Source organism: Staphylococcus sp. CWZ226 (genome assembly GCF_018986355.1).
GTDB lineage: Bacteria > Bacillota > Bacilli > Staphylococcales > Staphylococcaceae > Staphylococcus > Staphylococcus simulans.
In genome coordinates this window covers 97,245-122,358 of record NZ_JAHMSB010000005.1, presented here as the reverse complement: position 1 = coordinate 122,358, position 25,114 = coordinate 97,245, and the positions used below count along the sequence as shown (strand labels likewise).

Annotated in this window: 18 protein-coding genes and 1 riboswitch; of the genes, 5 read left to right on the top strand and 13 right to left on the bottom strand. The window is 36.7% G+C overall.

Features of this window, described 5'->3' with window-relative positions:
- The first annotated feature begins 53 nt into the window (after positions 1-53).
- Positions 54-1,148, top strand: coding sequence for a prephenate dehydrogenase (locus KRR19_RS05870; RefSeq protein ID WP_060804260.1), 1,095 nt, complete (start codon positions 54-56; stop codon positions 1,146-1,148).
- A gap of 52 nt (positions 1,149-1,200) precedes the next feature.
- Here the strand turns inward: KRR19_RS05870 and KRR19_RS05865 are convergent, their stop codons facing one another.
- On the bottom strand, positions 1,201-2,463 hold the full coding sequence (locus tag KRR19_RS05865; RefSeq protein ID WP_002480878.1) for a Y-family DNA polymerase: 1,263 nt from the start codon (positions 2,461-2,463) through the stop codon (positions 1,201-1,203).
- A 159-nt stretch (positions 2,464-2,622) separates the two neighbouring features.
- Here KRR19_RS05865 and KRR19_RS05860 point away from each other — a divergent pair, with 159 nt between their 5' ends.
- The gene (locus KRR19_RS05860; protein WP_002480877.1) at positions 2,623-2,808 is read left to right on the top strand and encodes a 2-hydroxymuconate tautomerase; all 186 of its coding nucleotides are present in this window, start codon (positions 2,623-2,625) and stop codon (positions 2,806-2,808) included.
- A gap of 337 nt (positions 2,809-3,145) precedes the next feature.
- On the opposite strand, the gene KRR19_RS05855 is transcribed toward KRR19_RS05860, so the two are convergent.
- Positions 3,146-4,162 carry an LCP family protein gene (locus tag KRR19_RS05855; RefSeq protein ID WP_002480876.1) on the bottom strand — a complete coding sequence of 339 codons (1,017 nt, stop codon included), beginning with the start codon at positions 4,160-4,162 and terminating at the stop codon, positions 3,146-3,148.
- A gap of 140 nt (positions 4,163-4,302) precedes the next feature.
- Between KRR19_RS05855 and msrA the strand changes: the two genes are divergently transcribed.
- Entirely contained in the window at positions 4,303-4,821 is a 519-nt protein-coding gene (msrA, locus tag KRR19_RS05850) for a peptide-methionine (S)-S-oxide reductase MsrA (RefSeq protein WP_002480875.1), read from the top strand.
- A gap of 65 nt (positions 4,822-4,886) precedes the next feature.
- On the opposite strand, the gene KRR19_RS05845 is transcribed toward msrA, so the two are convergent.
- The 10 genes from KRR19_RS05845 to parE all read right to left on the bottom strand — a co-directional run bounded on the left by KRR19_RS05845 (position 4,887) and on the right by parE (position 23,148).
- Positions 4,887-5,801 (bottom strand): homoserine O-acetyltransferase/O-succinyltransferase family protein, encoded by a 915-nt coding sequence (locus KRR19_RS05845; protein WP_216733538.1) that lies wholly within the window; start codon positions 5,799-5,801, stop codon positions 4,887-4,889.
- A gap of 1 nt (position 5,802) precedes the next feature.
- Positions 5,803-7,083, bottom strand: coding sequence for an O-acetylhomoserine aminocarboxypropyltransferase/cysteine synthase family protein (locus KRR19_RS05840; RefSeq protein ID WP_002480873.1), 1,281 nt, complete (start codon positions 7,081-7,083; stop codon positions 5,803-5,805).
- 59 nt (positions 7,084-7,142) lie between these two features.
- Positions 7,143-7,240, bottom strand: a riboswitch (SAM riboswitch).
- Between the two features lie 198 nt (positions 7,241-7,438).
- Complete coding sequence (gene mprF, locus KRR19_RS05835; RefSeq protein WP_023015244.1) at positions 7,439-9,964, bottom strand: bifunctional lysylphosphatidylglycerol flippase/synthetase MprF; 2,526 nt, start codon at positions 9,962-9,964, stop codon at positions 7,439-7,441.
- Between the two features lie 144 nt (positions 9,965-10,108).
- Complete coding sequence (locus KRR19_RS05830) at positions 10,109-11,335, bottom strand: AI-2E family transporter (RefSeq protein WP_031262556.1); 1,227 nt, start codon at positions 11,333-11,335, stop codon at positions 10,109-10,111.
- A gap of 163 nt (positions 11,336-11,498) precedes the next feature.
- Positions 11,499-13,577, bottom strand: a complete 2,079-nt coding sequence (gene ptsG / locus KRR19_RS05825; RefSeq protein WP_023015246.1) for a glucose-specific PTS transporter subunit IIBC — start codon at positions 13,575-13,577, stop codon at positions 11,499-11,501.
- 121 nt (positions 13,578-13,698) lie between these two features.
- Positions 13,699-15,723, bottom strand: a complete 2,025-nt coding sequence (gene ptsG, locus KRR19_RS05820) for a glucose-specific PTS transporter subunit IIBC (protein ID WP_156666555.1) — start codon at positions 15,721-15,723, stop codon at positions 13,699-13,701.
- 127 nt (positions 15,724-15,850) lie between these two features.
- Positions 15,851-16,711 (bottom strand): glucose PTS transporter transcription antiterminator GlcT, encoded by an 861-nt coding sequence (gene glcT, locus KRR19_RS05815; protein ID WP_037556387.1) that lies wholly within the window; start codon positions 16,709-16,711, stop codon positions 15,851-15,853.
- Positions 16,712-16,975: 264 nt separating this feature from the next.
- Entirely contained in the window at positions 16,976-18,439 is a 1,464-nt protein-coding gene (gene alsT, locus KRR19_RS05810) for a glutamine transporter AlsT (RefSeq protein WP_002480867.1), read from the bottom strand.
- Positions 18,440-18,727: 288 nt separating this feature from the next.
- On the bottom strand, positions 18,728-21,151 hold the full coding sequence (gene parC / locus KRR19_RS05805) for a DNA topoisomerase IV subunit A (RefSeq protein WP_107587361.1): 2,424 nt from the start codon (positions 21,149-21,151) through the stop codon (positions 18,728-18,730).
- Positions 21,148-23,148 (bottom strand): DNA topoisomerase IV subunit B, encoded by a 2,001-nt coding sequence (gene parE, locus KRR19_RS05800; protein ID WP_023015250.1) that lies wholly within the window; start codon positions 23,146-23,148, stop codon positions 21,148-21,150. The genes parC and parE overlap by 4 nt, the downstream gene beginning before the upstream one ends.
- Positions 23,149-23,440: 292 nt before the next feature.
- Between parE and plsY the strand changes: the two genes are divergently transcribed.
- Positions 23,441-24,049, top strand: a complete 609-nt coding sequence (gene plsY, locus KRR19_RS05795; protein ID WP_023015251.1) for a glycerol-3-phosphate 1-O-acyltransferase PlsY — start codon at positions 23,441-23,443, stop codon at positions 24,047-24,049.
- Positions 24,050-24,234: 185 nt separating this feature from the next.
- A complete protein-coding gene (locus tag KRR19_RS05790; protein WP_002480863.1) occupies positions 24,235-24,531 on the top strand; it encodes a HesB/YadR/YfhF family protein in 297 nt (98 codons plus the stop codon).
- A gap of 64 nt (positions 24,532-24,595) precedes the next feature.
- On the opposite strand, the gene menI is transcribed toward KRR19_RS05790, so the two are convergent.
- Positions 24,596-25,057, bottom strand: a complete 462-nt coding sequence (menI, locus tag KRR19_RS05785; RefSeq protein ID WP_002480862.1) for a 1,4-dihydroxy-2-naphthoyl-CoA hydrolase MenI — start codon at positions 25,055-25,057, stop codon at positions 24,596-24,598.
- Positions 25,058-25,114 lie beyond the last annotated feature (57 nt).

Genomic DNA, 25,114 nt, shown 5'->3' with positions numbered 1-25,114 from the left:
AAAATATACACTATAATATCGCTATTCTGAAAATTTAGACAGAGGTGAGTCTTTTGACTAAAAATATTTTATTTGTTGGTTTAGGTTTAATCGGAGGCAGTTTAGCTACCAATTTCAAGTACTTTCATGATGATGTCAATATCATCGCCTATGATTCTAATCCAAGTCAACTTGATAAAGCCCTATCTATTGGGATTATTGATGAAAAAGTATTAGATTATGAAGCAGCAGTAGCAAAAGCAGACATTATCATTTATGCAACACCTGTCCAACAAACCGTTCAATATCTAAAGACTCTTACAAATTTGTCTACAAAACCTGGGTTGATCATTACAGATACTGGAAGCACTAAAGGGACAATTCAAGCCTTTGAAAAACAATTACTAGCAGAGAACATTCACTTGATCGGAGGACATCCAATGGCCGGCAGCCACAAATCAGGCATCTTAAACGCTAAAAAGAATTTATTCGAAAATGCTTACTACATGCTGGTGCATTCAGAAAAAGACAACGATGCAGCTTCAGAAGAAATTAAACAGTTACTCCAAGCCACACGCGCAAAAGTCATTGCTACATCACCTGAAGAACATGATTTTGTGACGAGTATTGTCAGTCATATTCCTCATATCGCTGCAGCATCTTTAGTCAATTTAAGTTTAAATCATGATCAAGATTCCCCGTTAATTAAACAGTTAGCAGCTGGTGGTTTCCGAGATATCACACGTATTGCCAGCAGCAGTCCTGAAATGTGGAGCGATATTATGCATGAGAATAAAGCATATATCTTATCTGGTATCGAAGAATGGCAAACACAACTCGCCCTACTCGCTTCACAAATCAAAAATGACGATAACGAAGGTATTTATCAATTTTTCGAGCAAGCACGTGAGTACCGTAATCAGTTACCAGCGAAAAAACCAGGTGCTGTGTCTAGTTCTTACGAATTATACGTCGACATCCCTGACGAACCTGGTATGATTAGCAAAGTAACATCTATACTAAGTTTACATAATATTTCTATAAGTAACATTAATATTGTGGAAGTCAGAGAAGATATCTATGGTGCATTACGCATCAGTTTCAAAACACCTGAAGATCGTGAACTTGGCATTAATGCCTTAAATGAATTCGATACTTACAGTCTATAAATCATTAAAAGCTCCCTTCAAAGCATACATCAAGCTTTATAGGGAGCTTTCTTTACATTTTATGGCCTGCCATAAGACCTAAGCGTCCGTATTTCGTACCAGCATCTGTATAAGAGATGGCTTTTGAAACAATACCTTTACCATATTTTTCTTGTAGTTGATCAATTGCTTTCGCTAAAGCTTCACTTCGTTTTCTTTCATACTCATCTACAAATAGATTTAATTGTTGAATACCTTCAGGCACAAATTGTGTTAATGAAACACTGAGCGTGCGATAAAGCAGCTCTTTTTCGCATAATTGATTTGCCCACTTTTCTACGCCTTTCCAAATCTCTTTTTCCAAATTTGTCGGTTCGTCTAATGTGAACTGTTTATGCACGCCTCCACCATCTTTATAACCAAAAGAAAAATGAATAGTACGTGCACGCATTTTACGTAATCTAACGCGCATTGCTACATCTTCAATTAACTCTTGCATGACGACTTTCGCATCTTCATACGTATAGTCGTGCATTAATATCTGACTCTTACAAATCGATGGATTGGTAATTTTATGTTTCTCCCGTATTTTACTTTGATCAATCCCATGTGCATGCAGATGTAAATCAATCCCTTTAATTCCAAAATCTCGTTTTAGGTATTGATAAGGATAATGTGCTAAATCGCCAATCGTAAATATCCCACGCTTATTCAATTTCTTTTCGGTACGTGTATTGATTCCCCAAAACTTATGCAACGGTTGGATATTCCATAACTTCTCTGGCACATTTTGATAACGCCATTCCGCAATACGGTTATCATTATGTTTTGCTTCAATATCCATCGCAAGTTTACTCAGCAACATATTTGAACCAATACCGATTGTACAGTATATCTGTGTCTGTTCATAAATTTCTTTCATCAATTTGATACAAAATGAATGGACGGTACTACTGAAGCGATGATAACTGTCTGTCACATCCATAAAAAATTCATCAATACTATACTGATGCAAATCTTCAGGTGGTACATACTGCAAAGCAATTTTAGAAATCATAATCGAAACGTCCAGATACTTACGCATACTGGGATTAATAATATAAATATCATTGCGGTGCGGAATTTCAAACAATCTTGAACCTGTGGTTATACCGATGGCTTTTAATGGCGGTGTTGCTGCTAATACAACAGAACCTTGTCGTTTTGTATCAGCGACCACCGCAAGCTTTGTCTTTAAAGGATCTAAACCTTTTGAGATACACGATACACTCGCAAAGAAGCTTTTTTGGTCAATACATAAAATATCTCTATCCTCTAATAAATGGTAATCATACATTGTAACACCCCCGCTTCTGATACTTTTAGTATATACGAACATTTGTTCTTATTCAATACTAAAGAGAACAAATGTTCTGTTTTAAAAATTATTATATTCCTAATCTCTTCGATACATTAGTGGTATAATAAACTTACATCAAACAAGGGAGGCGTTCTCATGCCATTAGTAAACATTAAATTAATCGAAGGTCGTACAGACGAACAATTAAAAGCATTAGTGAAAGAAGTAACAGATGCTGTAGAAAAAACTACAAATGCTGATCGCAACGCTATCAGTGTAGTATTAGAAGAAATGAAACCAACACATTACGGTGTCGGCGGCGTTAGAAAATCAGACCAATAATAAAAAAAGGTGAGCAGCAGTTAATCATTATCACTAACCGCTTCTCACCTTTCTTATTTTACCTCTCTATCTCCTCTTTCACCTTTACCTCTCATCTATTTCTATCCTCTTTACTACTTACCTCTCCTTTACCTTAACTTCCTTCGTTTCACATCAAAACTGTTCTCTTCTCACTACACCCTTATACCTATAGCTCACCTTCACATCTCTATCCACTTTACACACACATACAGACCACCCACACCGCTTTAAACGTAAAAAACAGCCGACATCTATATGCCGACTGCTTGCTACTCAATCCATATATTCCATCAATATGAACCAAAGTACTGCGCTGTTAATTTTGTCCTTCTTTTTTCTTGTTGCTGTTATCATTGCTGTTGTCATTTAAAAATTCTTCAATTGCCTTTTTATTCGCAGGCTTATCTACTTCTAACGCACTGCCGCTTTCAGGTGTTTGAATATCTTGATAAGTCCCTTTCATCGGAACCGTTAATGTCTTCACGTCTTTATCACCGCGGATACCGAAGTTCATACCCGTTTGAATTAACGCAGAGTCTGGAATATCTGTATTCAAATAACCACGTAAAATACCTGCGACTTTAGGTAATTTAAAAATCGCACCTGGTTTTGTCATTTCTTGTTTTAACGCTTGAATCACTTGTTGTTGTCGTCTGACACGACCAAAGTCACCTTCAGGGTCATGACGAAAACGTGCATAACCTAATAACTCTTTACCATTTAAATTATGATGCCCTTTTTTCAGTGAGACACCAATTAATTCTGACATATCTTTCTCTACATCAATCGGAACACCATCAGGAGCTAACTCATCGACCATTTTCTCGAAACCTTCGAAATCCACGACCGCATAGTATTCAGGGTTAATACCATAGTTTTCAACCAAAGCTTTTCTTAAAAGCTCAGCACCGCCTAATGAATAGGCTGCATTAATTTTATAGTCTCTATATCCTGGAATTTTTGCGTATGTATCACGCATCACAGAGACCACTTTCATTTTTTTATGAATATAGTCATATTGTGCTACCATGATAGAGTCTGTTCTAGATTTACCGCCATCTGATTTGTCTGCCCCTAAGAGTAAAATAGAAATCTTACCGTCGTTTTTAACAGGACCGTTAAACTTTTCTACTTTCATATTCGAATTATGTTTTTTCGCATAATTAATACCGCTTCTATACCCAGACACCGCATATACAACCATAATAATAAATACAATTAAGATACCTAAAATCACAAACGGAAGTTTGCGCATGCGTTTCTTGGTGCGTTTCGGAAGCGGTTGTTCGCCACTGCTTCGTTTATAATTGTCATTATTCGTTTCATTTGTCATTTTAACCAACCTTATACTTCAAAATTAACAGCCTATGTAATATAATTAATACATACTAAAGTTATATAATTTTCTTTTAAAAATCAAGTATTTTCTAAGCAAATGGTACTAAGGTCCCATAAAAAGAAAGGATAGATTGAATGAATATCAATACAGCTTATTTTGCCGGGGGATGCTTTTGGTGCATGACTAAACCTTTCGATACCTTTGATGGTGTTGAAAAAGTTACATCCGGCTACATGGGAGGCACTGTTGATCATCCCACGTATGAACAAGTTAAAACAGGTCAAACCGGTCATTTAGAAACCGTTAAAATAGAGTACGATGTTGCCTTAATTTCATACAATAAATTACTTGAGATTTTCTTTTCAGTCATCGATCCTACCGACGCTGAAGGTCAATATCAAGATCGAGGCTCACAGTACCGTACAGCTATATTCTATACTAATGAAGACCAACAAGAAACCGCTGAACAATATATCGAGTCATTAAAATCAACTATCAACAAAGATAAAGCTGTTGCGACGAAGGTTTTACCTGTTGCGACATTCTATGAAGCAGAAACATATCATCAAGACTTCTATAAAAAGAATCCAGAACGTTATCAAGAAGAACAAGCACAACGTGAAGCCATCAAACAACAACGAAAAGACTCATAAGCTGATTATCATATAAAAATGCGCAAGCTCATCATAATGATTGATGACAGACTTGCGCATTTTTTCTATGCTTTATTTTGTTTTAGAATTGAATCTGCTGTTTGGTCTGCATTTGACCAACGCGATGCATACATCATATCCGTCCAGTTTTGGAATAATTGTTGCGCATAAGAAATCCAATGGGCTGGCAACAAGTCTAGAGAATCTCTTCTGAAGTAGTTTTTAGGTTTAACTGCGGTTTCTTTAGACTTATCACTATCACGTTTAAATTCATTTAACAACGTATCATTCTCATATTCAAAATGACCGCCGATAAATAAATCTGTTTGATTGCGATTAGAGATAAAGTCTATACCCGTATACGGACTATACGTAATCACATTTAAGTCTTCTTCTTCCATGACTTCTCCTGGATCCATATAAGAACCTCTAGATTGCGGAATAATGTATTCTGGTATTTCAGATAACGCGGGATGTGCTTGTAAAATATGATAGCGATAAATTCCAGTGAGTTTCTTTTTAAACATTCGCTTATGAATACCGAAGCGATAATTCAAAGCAAATTGCGCACCCCAGCAAATAAACAAACGTTGTTTCACATGTGTATTCGACCAATCAAAAATCTTTCTTAATTCCTCGATGTAATAGACTTCAGAGAAATCAAGATGTTCTACAGGAGCCCCTGTCATAATCATGCCATCGTAATGGCGATGTTTGACAGCTTCAAACGTTTTATAATACTGTTCTGCATGATTATAAGAAGCAGACTGCGATTTGTGAGTAACCGGATAGATGAAGTCAACATTAATTGCGTGGCTCGTCAAACCAAGCAGTCTCAGCAACTGTCTTTCAGCATCTTGTTTCACCGGCATCAAATTAACAATCAATAAATTCAAACCTTCAGGTATACGCTTCTCTTTAAATTCGATTTGCTCTGTTTTTAGTACAGGCAGAATCGGAACGCTATCAATAAACAACATCTTAAATCGCGTCTAATCCTTTTTCTAAGTCAGCGATAATATCATCAATATGTTCAAGACCGATAGACACACGGATTGTTTCAGGTGTAATACCTGCTTTCAATTGATCTTCTTCATTTAATTGTGCGTGTGTTGTAGAAGCCGGATGAATCACTAATGATTTCGCATCGCCGACGTTCGCAAGTAAAGAGAAGAGTTCTAAAGATTCGATAAATTTAATGCCTGCGTCATAACCGCCTTTGACACCGAAAGTGAAAATAGAGCTTGCACCTTTAGGTAAATATTTTTCTTTTAAATCATAGTATTCGCTTGATGGTAAGCCTGCATATTTAACCCATTCAACTTTGTCATGGTTTTCTAAGAATTTCGCAACTTTTTCTGCGTTTTCAACATGACGTTCAACACGTAATGATAATGTTTCTAAACCTTGTAGTAATAAGAAAGCATTAAATGGAGAAAGTGCTGCACCTGTATCACGTAATAATGTTGTTCTGACTTTGAATGCTAAAGCAGCAGGTCCGAACGCTTCAGTGAACACTAAATCGTGATAAGATGGATCAGGTTCTGTTAAGCTTGGGAATTTATCGTTTTGTGTCCAATCGAAGTTACCGCCATCAACGACAACACCACCCATTGAAGTACCATGACCACCAATAAATTTAGTCGCTGAATGTACCACAATGTTCGCACCGTATTTGATTGGTTGGATTAAGTATGGAGAAGCAAATGTATTATCAACAATTAATGGAATACCCGCTTCATGTGCAATTTCTGCTAATTTTTCGATATCTTCAACATTACCTTCAGGGTTACCGATTGTTTCGATATAAAGTGCTTTTGTATTCTCTTTAATCGCATTTTTAACTTCATCAAAGTTTTTGCTGTCTACGATTGAAACATCAATACCGAATTTAGGTAACGTATGTGCAAATAATGTATGTGTACCACCGTATAACGTAGAGCTTGCGACAATGTGATCACCTGCATCTGCAACAGTTTGAATCGCATATGTGATTGCAGCCATACCTGAAGCTACCGCAACCCCAGCGACACCGCCTTCAAGTTCTGCTACACGTGTTTCAAACACTGCTACTGTCGGGTTTGTTAAACGTGAGTAAATATTACCTAATTCTTTTAAGCCGAATAAATTGGCCGCATGTTGTGTATCATCAAATGTGAAAGATGTTGTTTGATAAATCGGTACCGCTCTCGAATGCGATGCTTCATCTACCTCTTGTCCTGCGTGTAATTGTAACGTTTCGAATTTAAAATCATTTGTCATGTTCATTTCCTCCTTAAATGTAAAAAACGAGCCTACCTGAAAAAGATAGACTCGCTACGGGCTTATCTTTCAGGTCTTCACCTGCTGGAATTAGCACCTAACTTAAATAGGTTGCCTGGTATCGTAGGGCCAGTCCCTCCACCATTCTTGATAAGTTTTTTTATTAATTTATTCAGAGTATAGACTGAAATTCAGACAATGTCAATAGACTTTTCTTAGTTTTCTGAATTTTGGATTAAAATAAAATATTTGGATAACAAAGTTTACATACGTTTAATCGTAAACCATTAAAAAAAGACCGAGACCTTTTTTGGCCTCAATCTTTATATGCACCTTGCAGTATGAAACGGTTCAACTAGTGTTTAGAACGAATTACTAACAACACTTTAATCATACTTTGCCATAAAGAACTGTGTCTTGAGTAAACTAAATATCGTGGTTCCCACTCTGGTTTGAATTTATCTTTATAACGTCTTAAACCGCTGAAGCGATATAACGTATTAAAGTTATCAAAGATTTTACCTGCGACACGTTCATTCCAATATGAGTATTCATTTTGACCGACATTGGATAAGGTCGCCATACCCATGTTAAATGCTTTGTAGCCTTTTTCTTGGCTCCATAACAACATATGCAGATAGAGCGCATCCATCAACGGTAAATCTACATCTGGCAACCAACGAATTAAATCTACTGAAATGGAATCATTGTAATACGTCGGCATTAAACTGCAGAATGCGATGACACGGCCATTTTCTTCTTTTAGAATTCCAATCGGTGCTTTTGATAAATAATCATGTGTGAAACGGCCGACTGAGAAATGCATTTCATTTTTACCGTCTAACCATTGATCACTAATATCTTCCAACTCTTTAAGGAATTCATCTGTATATGGCGGTTCTATAATCTCAAAGTGAACATTTTGGTCTTCTAGTTTATTTAACGTTGCTCTGAATCCTCTGCGTTTTTTACCAGAAGTTGTAAATGTTGTTAAATCAATGACCGCTTCTTCACCCAATTTAAAGAACTGGTTACCAAAATCATGATATAGCGGCATATGACGATTTGTCGCTTGATAGAAAATCACTTCATAACCCAAATCTCTAGCATAATGGTACAACGATTCAAACAAATCATTAAATCGTTTAGGGTTACCAATCGGATCACCTAATACCACAATACAATTAAGTTTAAAGCGATACATCACAAACGCTTCTTTCGATTCATCCATATACACAGTTTTATCTCCACTATGAAGCAAATGGCTTAAATAGTTGCCGCCGAATTTTTCGATAATCGCTTCACACTGTTCGATATCATTGGCTGGATAATCTTTACGATACGCATTTTCAAATAACCAGACAATAAACGTCACGATAATAATAACAACCAGAATGGTCAACCATAAGTAATAACGTAACATTGAGTTATCTACTTCAATACGATAAGCATCTACCGCATCTAATACAAAGACAATCATATAGTGATTCAGTGTCAGCATAACAATACTAATAATCAGCATTGAAACTATATGGCGTAAACGAATCGGACGTTTTAAGACTTGTGCTTTCATAAAGGCATAAATCAATAAACTAAATACCACAAGCAACCACGTAATTAATAAAAATGAGGTATTCGTATACACTGTAATCACAAAGATCAACACGATAGAAACCATCGCAAATAATATGGCTCTGCGGCTTTGTTTAAAGATACCGCGAACGTTCAACATCAGAATTAAACAAGCACTCGTATGAATCGTCACCACAATATAATAAAACATATGGTTCGGATCATATAAGCCTTCATAAATAATACTGACGTTATTTAAGATAAAGACTAAACTCGTAAACATGACCAGTACCGCTAAAGAAAGCGATGGAATTTTAGAAGTGATAGATTTTTGATATGAAAATAAAAATGAAGTCACTTCTTTTGCTGGTGTATAGTACTTCGATTGTTCAATATAACGTTTAGCTGAAGTACCGAACTCAAACATTGATAAGATTAACGCAATAATCACTGGAATGATATAATACGCAAAACGATATAACATCAACGCTAAGACAATTTTTTCTTCTGGTAAATTCAAGTGCTTCAAGCCGACTAAAATCACGACATCAAATGCCCCGAAACCACCAGGAATAAAACTGATTAACCCGGCAATCGCCGCAATAATAAAGATACCGACAAATGATGTGAATGACACATCTAAGTTGACAATTCGTAATGCAAAATAGAGTACAAAACTTGCGGCTAACCATTCCACACCTGACACTAGTGTTAAATAGACACCTGTAAAACGACGAGACGGTTCTACTGGTTTTTTAATTGTGATAAAGATAAATACAGGCAAGAAACATGCGACCACATAGAGTAAAACATGTACTACTGGATAATCATTCAGTAAATGTTTCGCATTAAAGACATGGGTCACGACTAGAATCGACAGCATGCTTAAACCAGTCAACATCGATAATAAAACCAATGAAATATAATGCAATAACGTTTTCGTATCTTTCACGTAAGGTTTATAGACTGATAGACGTGCACCCGCACCTATAAAGCCTCCAAATCCGATAATAGAATTCAACGCATTGATAATATAGCTGACACGTAATACTTTAAATAAAGACATTTTCAATTTTAAAGTCCGTACCATCGTCACATCATACAGGCTTAATAATAATATAGATAAGCCACCAGCAACTAACAGACTCGTTAATTCAACACGATTCAATTTTTCAAACAGTACAAATAATTTTTTAAAGTTCATGGTTGAGAGTTCTTTGTATAAAGTCGTCACAACTAAGATAAAAAGAACAGTCGCAAACACAATTTTCGCACCGGTGATTAATCTACCTTTTAATTGTTTTGACATTGTTTCCCTCAATTCCTCACACCATTTCAAGCAATTCATGAAATGATTTATAATATACCAAAATGTTACCACATAATTATATGTCAAAGCACCAAAAAAATAAGGCATGACACCTAACAAAAGTGTCATGCCTTATACGTTACTTTACTTCAATTGATTATTCGGATTATCTGCCCACTCATCATCAGCAACTTCATAAGGTCCTGAATCTTGACCATAATAACGGTTATAACGACGTTTATACATACCGAATAAGTGTGTGACTAACACTTTAATGACCGCATAACCAGGAATTGCGAGAATGACACCCACAATACCAAGTAAATTACCTGCACATAATAATACAAAGATAATTGTCAAAGGATGAATCTTTAATGTTTTACCCATGACGTTAGGTGAAATAAAGTGACCTTCAATAAATTGAACTGCTGTCCACACAACAATTAATTTTACTAACATAATCGGTGATGTAATCAATGCCATAATAATAGCTGGAGAAATTGCGATGGTTGGTCCTAAATAAGGAACCACACTAGTGACTGCCGCAATACTCGCTAAAACTAAGCTGTAATCTAAACCGATAATCGAATAACCGATAAAGAGTAAGATACCGATACAAAATGATACAATGATTTGACCTTGGATATATGAACCTACTTGTAAGCTCATGCTTTCAATTACTTCATGCACATCTTGGCGATATTTCGGTGGCATCACTTTTGTTAAACCTGCTTTGAAGCGATGACCATCTTTTAAGAAGAAGAAGAGTACGAATGGTGTTGTGACGATAACCACACCAATATTCACAACCGCTTCAGCGATTGACATAATCTTCGTTCCGAAACCATCAAAGAAATCTGAAACCATTGTCGGTACTTTCTTCGCTATTTTATCAAGCTGATCTTGAATTTGCGTATAGAAATCAGACATACCCGCAAAATGCGACCAGCTGGTTACTTGATCAACCATTTCATTAAATTTATCTACATAACGTGGGAAGTTATGCGCGAACGTTTTGATTTGATCGCTGATGACTGGAATTAGTAAATTAACCACTAACGCAATCACCGCTGCAGCGAAACAAAACAGAATAATAATCCCCCATAGTCTTGGGATATTATAACGTTCCATAAATTGAATAACTGGATTTAACAAGTAGAATAAGATCAAACCTAAAATAACCGGCGCTGCAATCGTATTGAATATGATCACAAACGGGTGGAATATGTACGATACTTTATCAAATATAAATATTGTTAATCCAATCATAATCAACATCAGAAGACCGAACATCAAGTTCTTACCTCCGATAAATCTCATAAACCGTGTTTCACTCAGCGAAAAACGCTTCGGTTTATCATTATTTTCCATGTACTTCACCATTCCTTGCTATTGATTAATCATATTTTATCGCTATTTTGTAAAAAAAGAAACTTTTTATTTATCATTCCCTTCAACGCTACTCTTTACCCCTAACCCTAAAAATAAAAACTGATGCCTAAAAAAATTTAGACACCAGTTTGTGTTTGATTTACTATGGTTTGACTATAGCGATTTTATCCCCATGTGTCACTTCACCTTCATGAACCAACTCTATTTCTGGTTGTTCTTGATTTGTGACGATAATCGGTGTGATAGTACTATCCGCATGTTTCTCAATATAATCTAAATCTACTTTCATCAACGGTTGGCCCAGTACAATTTTATCCCCTGCTTCAACTAAAATATCAAAGCCTTGGCCTTCCAATTTAACGGTTTCTAAGCCGAAATGAATTAATAATTCTACGCCGTCTTTAGATTCTAAACCCAGTGCATGTTTGGTTGGGAAGATCATCTTCACTGTACCATCAAATGGTGCGTAGACTTCACCTTTAGATGGTTGAATCGCAAAACCGTCTCCCATCATTTTGCCAGAGAAGACTTGGTCAGGCACCTCTGAAAGCGAAACGACTTTACCTGTAATCGGCGCATAAATTACTGCACCGCCCTCAGCTACAACTTCTGCTGTTTCTGCATCACCATCTTCTGTTACTGTCGTTTCTACTGGAGACGTAATCTTGCCATCCATAATCTGTTGCATATCATGTTTGATTTGATCTGACTTCGGTCCGAAAATCGCCTGCATATTATTGCCGACTTCAAGGACACCTGATGCTCCTAAATCTTTTAATTCTTGAACATCTACTTGAGACTTATCATTCACTTCTACACGTAAGCGTGTAATACATGCATCTAAATGTTTAATGTTGTTTTTACCACCCATCGCATCTAATACTTTAAATGGTAATTCACTCACTGACACGTTCGTTTGTGTCACTTCTTGATCTTCACGACCTGGTGTTTTCAAGTTCATTTTCTTAATTAAGAATGTGAATAAGAAGTAGTACACAACTGCATAACAAATACCGACTGGAATCACTAATAACGCATTGGAACGATCCCATGATAATAAGCCATATAAAATATAATCAATAAAACCGCCTGAGAAGGTCATACCGATTTTAACGCCTAATAAATGCATAATTAAGAATGAAGAACCTGCTAAAATGACATGTGCAACATAAAGAATCGGCGCTACAAATAAGAATGAGAATTCTAATGGTTCTGTAATCCCTGTTAAAAAGGCTGTAAGCCCTGCTGATAACATTAAACCTGCGACTACTTTTTTACGTTCTGGTTTCGCTTGACGATAAATCGCGAACGCTGCTGCTGGCAAACCGAACATCATAAATGGATATTTACCTGTGGTAAAAGCCCCTGCCGTAAACGGTACACCATCTTGGTATTGTGCCATCCAAATACGTTGGTCACCACGAATTAAGTTACCCGCTTCATTTGTATAATGTCCGAACTCAAACCAAAATGGTGCATAGAAAATATGATGTAAACCAAATGGAATAAGTGAACGTTCAATAATCCCGAAAATAAATGTCGTTAAAGCTAAGTTTTTACCTAATAAGAAATTAGATAAGTTATTTAAGCCATCTTGAACAGGTGGCCATACAAAACTTAAAACAATCCCTGTCACGATTGCGACTAATGATGTAATAATCGGTACAAATCGTTTCCCAGCAAAGAATCCTAAAAATTGAGGAAGTTGAATGTTGTAGAAGCGGTTGTAACATATCGCTGCTAAAGCCCCGATAATAATCCCGCCGAATACACCTGTTTGTAAGGTCGGTATGCCTAATATCAAAGCATGTGCCGGGTCTTTTGCTGATTGTCCTAACGTTTTAGCCCCTTCAGCATAAGAATAAATATCATCAATTGTAATACCTACGACTTTACCCATGGTCGCATTCATAATTAAATAACCGACTAGTGCCGCAATACCAGCAACACCATCACCGCCTGCTAAACCAAGTGCTGTCCCCATCGCAAAGAGTAATGGCAAGTTATCAAAGATGACCTGACCAGATACTTCCATAATCTGACTGACCATCTGAATATAATGATTTTCCATCCAAGGTGCGTAGTGTAAGATTTGTTCGTTGTGCATCGCATTACCGAACGCCAGTAAGATCCCAGCTGCAGGTAAAATCGCCACTGGCAACATTAAGGCTTTACCAATACGTTGTAATTGTCCAAAAAAGAATTTGAATAACTGTTTCATAGATAACCTCCTTGTATAAAAAAAGCACGAGCTAGAAACCTCCTAGAGTTTCATAGCTCGTGCTCAATGTGCATGACGCATCGATTAAAGTGTCTAAGGTGTTGTTTCTGTGTAGCTGTTTCTATTTAATTAAGACTGCTTTATCACCATGGTTAACATGGCCATGTTGTAACACTTCTAATGTGCGATCATTTAAATTTGTAACGACGATTGGTGTAATCGTACTTTCAGCATGTTCTATAATGTAATCTAAGTCGACTTTCATTAAAGGTTGGCCTAAAACGAAGTTATCGTTTTCTTTAACTAAGATGTCGAAACCTTGACCTTCAAGTTTAACAGTTTCTAAACCGAAGTGAATCAATAATTCCACGCCATCTTCTGATTCAATACCAATCGCATGTTTTGTTGGGAAGACCATTTTCACAGTACCGTCGAATGGTGCATAAACATCACCATTATCTGGTTTGATTGCGATACCGTCGCCCATCATTTTTTCAGAGAATACTTTATCTGGTACTTCTGTAATATCTACTAATTCACCTGTAATCGGTGCATAAATCACTGCGTCACCTGTTTGCGCTACTTTGGTTGTTGCATCACCTTCATCAATCACTGTAGTTTCTTCAGGAGATGTGATTTTACCATCCATAATCTGTTGCATATTATGTTTGATTTGATCTGATTTCGGACCAAAGATCGCTTGCATGTTGTTACCGACTTCAAGCACACCTGAAGCACCTAAATCTTTCAAACCTTGTACATCTACTTTTGCTTTATCATTTACTTCTACACGTAAACGTGTAATACATGCATCTAAGTGTTTGATGTTAGATTCGCCACCCATCGCGTCTAACACTTTGAATGGTAATTCATTTGTTGAAACTGTAGATGTCTGCATTTCTTTGTCTTCGCGACCTGGTGTTTTGTAGTTCATTTTTTGGATGACGAAGCGGAAGATAACATAGTAAATAACCGCATAAATTAATCCAACTGGAATAACTAACCACCATTGTGTCTTATTCGGCAAGATACCGAGTAAGAAGAAGTCAATAAATCCACCAGAGAATGTGTAACCTAAGTGCACATCTAATAAGTAAAGAATTAAGAATGATAAACCATCTAATACTGCATGAATGAAGAATAATAATGGTGCTACGAATAAGAATGAGAATTCTAAAGGTTCAGTGATACCTGTTAAGAATGATGTCAAAGCACCAGATAACATTAAACCAGCAACCACTTTTTTATTTTCTTTTTTCGCTGTTTGATAAATCGCAAGTGCTGCTGCTGGTAAACCGAACATCATAACTGGGAATTCACCTTGCATGAATTTACCTGCAGTTAAAGGTACGTTATCACGAATTTGTTCGATAAAGATACGTTGGTCACCATGAATGATTTGACCCGCCAAGTTTTTATATGAACCGAATTCAAACCAGAACGGTGCATGGAAAATATGGTGTAAACCAAACGGAATCAATAGACGTTTAATGAAACCGAATAAGAATACAGCTAATCCTGTATTTGATGCTAATAAACCTTCACTGAATGCGTTTAAGCCGCCTTGGATAAATGGCCAAACAATCGCCATTGGAAACGCTAAAATAAATGATAACGTCGCCATCATAATTGGTACGAAACGTTTCCCTGCAAAGAATCCTAAATAACTTGGCAGCGAGATATTATAGAACTTGTTATAACACCAGGCCGCTAAAGCCCCGATAATGATACCGCCGAACACACCCGTTTGGAGTGTCGGAATTCCTAATACTGTCGCAAAACCTTTTGCAGCATCTGCTGCTTTTTCAGGTGTTACATTTAAGAACATTCCCATTGTTTTGTTTAATACAATAAAACCGACGAATGCTGCGATAGCTGCAACACCATCTCCGCCGGCCAACCCGATTGCGACACCTAATGCGAAGATAATGGCCAAGTTATCAAAGATAATCCCACCGGCACCTTCCATCATTTTCGCAACGTTTTGAACACCTTCTACTTTAATAAAAGGCAGTAAACTTTGAAGCGCATCGCCTTGAAAGGCGTTCCCTAATGCTAAAAGTAAACCCGCTGCCGGTAAGATCGCAACAGGAAGCATTAACGCTTTACCAATACGTTGCAATTGACCGAAAAACTTTTTCCACATAAAAGTTTCCTCCTAAATTTATAAAGTTGTAAACATCACCTAGCGACATAGCAGCAAAGAAAAAAGGCATGAGTAATAAAAGCTGGAAGTACGACCAACTTTCATGACTCATGCCTAATCGAATTAGTTACACGTTATGATTTTGATTTTTATTCGCAAAATGATAAATATGCAACGTCAGATACGAGAGTTCCGCTTCATAGACAGGAACTTCAAGATGCTGCTGCATCATTTTAATGATTTTAACAGCTATATTATAGCACACGGGATAATGCGCTTTCAACATGTTTCCGAAATCTTCATTGACTTGAATAGTTTCACCTTTTTGCAAGCGTCTTATTAAGAATTGGATATGACGGATAAAACGTTGATAGATAATCGAACTTGTATCAATTGTATAACCTAAATCATGTTCCATAATTTGAACACTTTTATTGATAATCTCATTCGTCAATCTTACTTCGCTTAAAGTTAAATCATCTTTACTGCTTGCGATATGTAACGCGATAAAGCCGATTTCATCATCTGGAAAATCAATATCTAACAAGCCGTTTAAATGCTCTATCACTTGAACCGCAATTTGATATGATTCAGGGTATAGCTGTTTCGTTTCAATTAAGAATGGATTTTTAATAAATTGCTGCTGTTTGATACGTTTATACGCAAACAAGATATGATCCGTTAACGCGACGACTAAATCATTATCATCAACTGAGCGATCCGCTTTCGTGATGATATCAATCGCTTCAATAATTGATTGTAAAACATCATCATCAGCCATCTCTACTAATGCTTTATAATGTTCTTGTTCAGATTTATGTTCTAATTTATAAACTTTATCAATCATTGCTTTGTCAGATAAGCGCATCCCTTTTTTCTTATTAAAACCGATACCTTTTCCGATAAGAACGACTTCGTGCTGTTGTGTTTCATCTTTACAGATGATGACGTTATTATTTAATGCTTTCTCTATCACGTAGCTGCTCATGAAGATCACCTTTTCTCCTCAATACTCTATCCTATTCATTATAGCCCATTTCACTATTGATAGCGCTGAATTAGAAATTATTTTACCATATCCTTGTACATACTTGGACTATTTTTTATTATTTCATGTTTTTCTTCTCTAGAAATACAATAATTTGTCATTTTTTATACTTCTAAAAAAATAAAATCCCTTATCAACAACACATGATGTGTGTGATAAGGGAAGCAAATGGTTGAATCTCTTATTCAACTCATACTCTATTTATTATTTTTTACGTGATAATTGTTTAGCTGGATCGCCCCAACATTCAATACCAAATAAATTGATTTCCAAGTTCTCTGGCTTGAAGATCGGTTTCTTACCAGCTTTACGTTGGTCATGGTAATCTTTCATCACAGCCAGTGCAATGTTAGACAAGGCAATGATAGAAATAATATTGACGATTGCCATTAAGCCCATGAAGACATCCGCAGTACTCCATACTGTTTCTGTTTTCACGACTGCACCAAAGAAGACTAATAATACAACTAAACATCTAAAAATAAATAACACCGTTTTATTGTAAGATAAGAATTCAATGTTAGATTGACCATAATAGTAGTTACCGATAACAGATGAGAATGCGAACAATGTAATTGCGACAGATAAGAAAATACCGCCTGCACTGCCTAAATGTTCGTTCAATGCTGATTGTGTTACCGCAACCCCTTGTGGAGCACCTTCACCAAATTGTAAACCGCCGTATAATAAAATAACGATTGCTGTTGCAGTACATACTAAGATTGTATCGAAGAATACACCTAATGACTGAAGTAAACCTTGTTTTACTGGGTGTGGTACAGCTGCTGTTGCTGCCGCGTTTGGTGCAGAACCCATACCGGCTTCGTTTGAGAATAAACCACGTTTAATCCCTTGTAATACTGCCGCACCGACTGCACCGCCAGTCGCTTGTTCAATCCCAAAGGCACTCTTGAAGATTGTTAAAATCATTGGAATGATTTGGTCATAGTTCATGATTAAGATGACTAATACCACACCAATATAAATAATTGCCATAATCGGAACGATATATGAAGACAATGTTGCGATACTTCTTACACCACCGAAAATGATAATTCCTGTTAATACTGCAAGGACAATACCTGTTACGACTGGGCTGATATGATATTGTGTTTTCAATGATTCTGCAATGGTATTGGCTTGTACTGTATTAAACACAAAAGCGAATGTAATCGTAATTAATACCGCAAATAAGACACCTAACCATTTTTGATTCAAACCTTTTGTCATATAGTACGCTGGTCCCCCACGGAAACCGCCTGCTTTATCAGGTACTTTATAAACTTGTGCTAAAACGGATTCTACAAACGCACTGGCAGCACCGATAGACGCGATGACCCACATCCAAAAGACTGCACCAGGACCACCTAAGACAATTGCAGTCGCAACACCGGCAATATTACCCGTACCTACACGAGATCCTGCACTGATTGCGAAAGCTTGGAAAGGTGAAATCCCTTTTTCACCGCTATCTAATGTTTCAGGTTTTTCCACTAACGCTCTAAACATTTCTCCAAATGACGTAAACTGTATAAACCTGGAGCTGATTGTAAAGAAAAGTCCTGCAGTCAGCAGTAAACCGATTAAGTATTGTGACCAAATCAGGTCATTCCCTACTTCAACAAATGCTTTAAACCAACCAGGTACTAAACTATCAAAATCTTTCACATTTATTACCTCATATTCTGTTAAATATTTATGTATATCTGATACATAACAATGGAATATATCGACTGCTTTCTTCAATATACACCACTTAAATAAAAAAAATACCAAGAGGCAGGATTCTAAAAGAATGTGCTACCACTTGTTATTTCATTTGATTTACTCTATATTTTATCATCTTAGCAATTATCTGACTATATTTTTTTGAAAAACCTTATCCTTCACAAAGAAAAGCTGTTCAAATTTAAAGGGATATACGTCCCTTTTTTGAACAGCTTTACTTCATTAAATTTATGCTTCAGGTTCACTCATATCTGATACAGATAATGCTTCAACATCTCCGAAGCTATCTACATCAACCACAAATGAGCCATTTGTATATTGTTCTGTTAAATGTACATCTCCGACAGTACCTGTGAAAGTATCCTTGTTTGAATACAATGTATACGTCGCAACTGGATTTTCAATCACATCAGCACCTACGATACGATGCGGTTTACTTTTAAGTTCTTTCAACAGTTTAATACCGCGTTGTGCACGTTTAGCTTCTGTTAGCACTTGATAGCCGATACGTTTAACTGCACCTCTTTGTGTTGCCATTAAAATCGTATTATCAGGATGTACGACTTGTGTCATCACTACGTAGTCATCATCTTTAAGGTTAATCGATTTTACCCCTGCAGCACGTAAACCAGTACTTGATAATTCATCCGAACTATAAGTTAATGACATACCTGTATGTGTAATGACTGAGAGTAATTGCGGTGATTCAATACGCATCACATTAATCACTACATCGTCATCTTTTAATTTCATCGCAATCAGCGGTTTATTGAAACGTGTTGTCTTAAACAGACCTAACTCACTTTTCTTAATCATACCGTTTTTCGTAGCCATTAAATAATCCGCTTCTTGTTTGAAATCTGGTTCAGTAAAGACATCAATGACACGTTCATCATTTTCTATCGGCACAAGTTGTGAAATATGCTGACCAAGGTCTTTCCACTTGATATCAGATAGTTTATGCACCGGTAAGTAGAGATAACGGCCTTTATCTGTAAAGACTAAAGCGATATGTTGCGTATTCGTTTCTACGTAACGTAATAAGCTGTCGCCCTCTTTTAATCCGACTTCTTCTACTTTATTCGCATTGAAGCTTCGGATTGAAGTACGTTTGATGTAACCATCTTTAGATAAACTTAAAATTGTTTCCTCACTCGGCACAATCACTTCTTTAGAGATTTTAATTTCAGAAATCTCTGCTTCAATACGAGATAAACGTTCTGATTTAAAACGTTTACGAATCTCTTTCAATTCATCTTTAATCACGTTTAATAAAGCATCGTGGTTATCTAAGATATGACGTAAGCCTTTGATTTGCTCTTCTAATTCTTTATGTTCCGCTTCAAGCGCCACAATATCAGTGTTTGTTAAACGATATAATTGCAATGTCACAATAGCTTCTGCTTGTTCTTCAGTGAAGTCAAACTCTGCGACTAAATTATCTTTCGCATCACGTTTGTTTTTAGATCCGCGGATAATCGCAATGACTTCATCTAACACAGATAAAGCTTTCATTAAGCCTTCAACAATATGCATACGCTTTTCAGCGTGGAACAAGTCATAGCGCGTACGTTTCGTCACAACTTCAATTTGGTGATTCAAGTAACTATCGATAATTTGGCGGATGCCCATTTGTTTAGGGCGTCCTTCACTGATTGCGACCATGTTGAAGTTATAAGAGATTTGTAAATCTGTATTTTTGTATAAGAAGTTCAAAATCGCTTCACTATTAACATCTTTTTTCAATTCAATCGCAATACGTAATCCCGTACGGTCTGTTTCATCACGTACTTCGACAATACCATCCACTTTTTTATCTGCACGCAATTCATCAATCTTTTTGACTAACGCACTTTTATTCACTTCATATGGAATTTCAGACACTACTAATTCTTGTCTGCCGTTACGTAACGTTTCAGTTTCCACCATAGAGCGAACAACAATACGTCCTTTACCTGTTTCATATGCTTTTTTAATACCGTCGACACCTTGAATAATGCCGCCAGTCGGGAAATCCGGCCCTTTTATGTGTTTCATTAACTGATTCACTGTAATATCTGGATTATCAATGAACTTCAAAGTTCCATTAATGACTTCACCTAAGTTGTGCGGCGGAATATCTGTCGCATAACCTGCAGAAATCCCTGTGGAACCGTTCACTAATAAGTTAGGGAAACGCGCAGGCAATACCATCGGTTCTGTTGTAGTATCATCATAGTTCGGCACAAACGAAACTGTTTCTTTATTGATGTCGCGTAATAATTCTTCAGAAAGTTGACTGAGTTTCGCTTCGGTATAACGCATCGCAGCTGGCGGGTCATTATCGATACTCCCGTTATTACCATGCATTTCAATTAACACATGACGCAATTTCCAGTCTTGACTTAAACGCACCATCGCATCATAAACAGAAGAGTCGCCATGAGGGTGGAATTGTCCGATAACATCACCGACTGTTTTGGCACTCTTACGGAAGTTTTTATCAAATGTATTGCCGCTTGAGTACATCGCATATAATATACGACGTTGTACCGGCTTTAACCCGTCTCTGACATCTGGGAGGGCACGTTCTTGGATGATGTATTTACTGTAGCGGCCGAAGCGGTCGCCAATGACATCTTCTAACGAAAGGTCTTGGATGATTTCGCTCAATTTACTTCCTCCTCATCGTATGCTTCTTGATCTAGAATTTCGATTTCATCATTTTCTAGAATACTTTGATCTTCTTGCATACCAAATTGTACATGTCGTTCAATCCAATCACGACGTGGTGCAACTTTATCACCCATCAACGTCGTCACACGTTTTGATGAACGAACTTCATCTTCAACATTAACGCGAATTAACGTACGCGTTTCCGGATTCATTGTAGTTTCCCACAATTGGTCAGGGTTCATCTCACCTAAACCTTTATAACGTTGTAAGCTGAAACCTTTACCTAATTGTTTTTGAAGATTTTCTAGTTCATCATCTGTCCAGGCATATTCTACTTTCTTCGCTTTACCTTTGCCTTTTTCTAATTTGTAAAGTGGAGGCAAGGCAATGAAGACACGGCCTGCTTGTACAAGCGGCTTCATGTATTTAAAGAAGAACGTTAATAATAAAACTTGAATATGTGCACCATCTGTATCGGCATCGGTCATAATAATGACACGATTATAGTTGCTGTCTTCTAATTTGAATTCAGTTCCTACACCTGCACCGATCGTATGAATGATAGTGTTGATTTCTTCGTTTTTGAAGATATCTTCTAAACGTGCTTTCTCAGTATTAATAACCTTACCACGTAATGGTAAAATAGCTTGATATTTGCGGTCACGACCGAGTTTAGCAGAACCACCTGCAGAGTCACCCTCTACAAGATACAGTTCTTTCTTCTCTGTATTTTTACTTTGTGCTGGTGTTAACTTACCAGACAATAAAGTATCTTTGCGTTTGTTCTTTTTACCAGAACGTGCATCTTCACGTGCTTTACGTGCAGCTTCTCTGGCTTGTTGTGCTTTCACTGCTTTTTTGACAAGTGATTTAGATAATTGTCCTTTTTCTTCTAAATAGAAAGGTAGTTTCTCTGCGACTACACTATCTACTGCACTTCTTGCTTCCGCCGTACCTAGTTTAGACTTCGTTTGTCCTTCGAATTGTAATAACTCTTCAGGAATACGGACAGAAATAATCGCTGTTAAGCCTTCACGAATATCATTACCATCTAAATTTTTATCTTTAGCTTTTAATTCACCAATGCGACGCGCATAATCATTAAACACACGTGTCATCGCAGTTTTAAATCCGACTTCATGTGTACCGCCGTCTTTAGTACGTACGTTATTGACAAAGCTTAAGATACTTTCAGAATATTGATCATTGTATTGGAAAGCGATATCGACTTCGATACCATTGGCTTCTCCTGAAAACGTCGCAACATCATGTAAAACTTCTTTGCCTTCGTTGACGTAAGACACGAATTCTTTGATGCCGTCTTCATAATGATAAATTTCTTCTCTTTCTTTACCAGAACGTAAGTCTGTTAAAGTGATTTTTAGATTTTTTAAAAGGAAGGCTGATTCTTGTAGGCGTTCGCTTAATGTATCAAAATTGAATGATGTGGCTGATTTAAAGATTTCTGGATCAGGTTTGAACGTTACTTTCGTTCCTTTTTTACGTGTTTTTCCTTTTTTCTCTAAACCAGTGGCAGGTAATCCCCCCTTATTAAAACGCTGTTCATAAATAGAGCCGTCTCTATAAATTTCAACGACTAACCATTCACTTAATGCGTTAACTACGGAAGCCCCTACACCATGTAAGCCGCCTGATGTTTTGTAGCCGCCTTGGCCGAACTTACCGCCGGCATGCAAGATTGTGAAGATAACTTCGACTGTCGGTTTGCCAGATTTATGAATCCCCGTCGGCATCCCGCGTCCGTTATCTTCTATTGTGATACTATCGTCTTTATTGATAGTCACTTTGATTTCATTACCATAACCGTTCAATACCTCATCTACTGAGTTATCTACGATTTCATATACTAAGTGGTGTAAACCACGTTTATCGGTTGACCCAATATACATTCCTGGTCTTTTACGGACTGCTTCTAATCCTTCAAGTACTTGAATAGAATCGTCCGAATAGTTTTGTCGTTTATTTGTTGCCAATCGATTCTTCGCCTCCTACAAACGTACGTTCGTTTATAAAACATTACAATAAACATTCTTACTTAAATCAAATCAAAATGCAAGTCAGAAATTGATTTGCATGTGATAACATTTTACAACCTAACGAAAAAAGATTTCTTTCGATAAAAGATTTTGTTACTATGAAAATCGAACATTGTCGCTTAAACTATATATAACGAGAATGTGTCGTGAAAATAACAGAACAGTCCACTTCAAAGTCTTGGAGTGTGGTAAAATAACGTTATCGTCAATAAAGGAAGTGTCAAGGTCAATGATGATTGTACTCATGCTGCTGCTCGCCTACTTAGTAGGTTCATTCCCAAGCGGTATCATAATCGGAAAATTATTTTTCAAAAAAGATATAAGACAGTATGGAAGCGGTAATACCGGTGCTACTAACAGTTTTCGTGTGTTAGGACGACCAGCCGGATTTGCTGTAACTTTCTTAGATATATTTAAAGGTTTTATTGTAGTTTTCTTTCCACTATGGTTTCCAATCCATACGACAGGACCTATCAGTGAGTTCTTTACACATGGTATGATTGTCGGTGTATTTGCGATAGTCGGACATGTTTTCCCAGTCTTTCTTAAATTCAAAGGCGGAAAAGCTGTCGCAACCAGTGCGGGTGTCGTATTAGGTGTTGCTCCGATTTTACTCTTAATCTTAGCAGCTATCTTCTTTATTACATTAAAACTGACTAAATACGTATCCTTATCAAGTATCGTCGCAGCTATTTGCTGTGTCATCGGATCACTCATTATTCAAGATTATATCTTATTAGGTGTCAGCATCATCGTTGCTGTCTTATTGATTATCAGACACCGTACAAATATTATAAGAATCTTCAAAGGTGAAGAGCCTAAAATTAAATGGATGTAAATCACAAACCGGGACAAAATGTGTTCCGGTTTTTTTATAACTATACAAAATTTTGTCAAATCCGTTCTATACTTTTTAAAGAAATTGAGCATTTAAGGTTAATCATGGTGTTATAACGGTTATACTCTTATATATAAATCTTTATATGCAGCATAATATTTGGTAATAATGAGAGGAGTTTTACCATGGAATTGAAATTGACAGATAAAGCAATCAACTGGTTCAAAGATGAGTTTGAATTACCTCAAGAAGGAAAAGCCATTCACATCTTTGTGCGTTATGGCGGAGAACCTCAAATCAAACAAGGTTTCAGCCCTGCATTCAATATTGATAACCGCAATGATCAACCCATTGAAATTGGATTTGAACAAGACTATGACGGTGTAGACATCATTATTGCCGAAAAAGACTTATGGTACTTTGAAGATGTATCAATAACTATCGATGTTGATGACAAAGATGAAATTACTTTCAAATTTTAATAGCATCTCTAAACACATATAAAACTGGGGCATTCATATGTCCCAGTTTTTTGCGTTCATTTAATTATTGAATCCCATCAGTCACTTCAAATTGTTCGCCAGCTTTGTTTCGTTTTTCTACTTCTTGATAGACTTCGTGCCAGTCTGGGAAATAACGATCTAAACGAATCGGTGTATGCGTATCTTCTGTCATACATATCAGCTCAGTTGAACCTGTTGTCGCAATTTCTCCTTTTTCGTTATAAATTTCATAACGATATAAAGAGCGTAAACGTGAATAGCGTTCTACCCATGTTTTTATTCTTACTTTTTCAGGATAAGTCACAGGTTTAATAAACTTCACATCTAAGTGCGTGACTGGAGAAATGATGCCACGCGCTTCCATATCAGCATAATTAAAGCCAAGCTTGCTTATATAGTCTGTACGAGCAACTTCAAACCATGTCGCATAGTTCCCATGATAAATAAATCCCATTTTATCAGTTTCTTGGTATCTTGCTTCTATTTCAGTAATACTGTATATCATTTTTACGCCACACTTTCTATTCTCATTCCATGTTTTATCATAGCACAAAATGAAGAG

Excerpts from the sequence above, each read along its gene's own strand:
- KRR19_RS05865 (WP_002480878.1), bottom strand. The coding sequence starts at position 2,463 with ATGTATGATTACCATTTATTAGAGGATAGAGATATTTTATGTATTGAC.
- KRR19_RS05860 (WP_002480877.1), top strand. The coding sequence starts at position 2,623 with ATGCCATTAGTAAACATTAAATTAATCGAAGGTCGTACAGACGAACAA.
- KRR19_RS05855 (WP_002480876.1), bottom strand. The coding sequence starts at position 4,162 with ATGACAAATGAAACGAATAATGACAATTATAAACGAAGCAGTGGCGAA.
- msrA (WP_002480875.1), top strand. The coding sequence starts at position 4,303 with ATGAATATCAATACAGCTTATTTTGCCGGGGGATGCTTTTGGTGCATG.
- KRR19_RS05845 (WP_216733538.1), bottom strand. The coding sequence starts at position 5,801 with ATGTTGTTTATTGATAGCGTTCCGATTCTGCCTGTACTAAAAACAGAG.
- KRR19_RS05840 (WP_002480873.1), bottom strand. The coding sequence starts at position 7,083 with ATGACAAATGATTTTAAATTCGAAACGTTACAATTACACGCAGGACAA.
- mprF (WP_023015244.1), bottom strand. The coding sequence starts at position 9,964 with ATGTCAAAACAATTAAAAGGTAGATTAATCACCGGTGCGAAAATTGTG.
- KRR19_RS05830 (WP_031262556.1), bottom strand. The coding sequence starts at position 11,335 with ATGGAAAATAATGATAAACCGAAGCGTTTTTCGCTGAGTGAAACACGG.
- ptsG (WP_023015246.1), bottom strand. The coding sequence starts at position 13,577 with ATGAAACAGTTATTCAAATTCTTTTTTGGACAATTACAACGTATTGGT.
- ptsG (WP_156666555.1), bottom strand. The coding sequence starts at position 15,723 with ATGTGGAAAAAGTTTTTCGGTCAATTGCAACGTATTGGTAAAGCGTTA.
- glcT (WP_037556387.1), bottom strand. The coding sequence starts at position 16,711 with ATGAGCAGCTACGTGATAGAGAAAGCATTAAATAATAACGTCATCATC.
- plsY (WP_023015251.1), top strand. The coding sequence starts at position 23,441 with ATGATGATTGTACTCATGCTGCTGCTCGCCTACTTAGTAGGTTCATTC.
- KRR19_RS05790 (WP_002480863.1), top strand. The coding sequence starts at position 24,235 with ATGGAATTGAAATTGACAGATAAAGCAATCAACTGGTTCAAAGATGAG.
- menI (WP_002480862.1), bottom strand. The coding sequence starts at position 25,057 with ATGATATACAGTATTACTGAAATAGAAGCAAGATACCAAGAAACTGAT.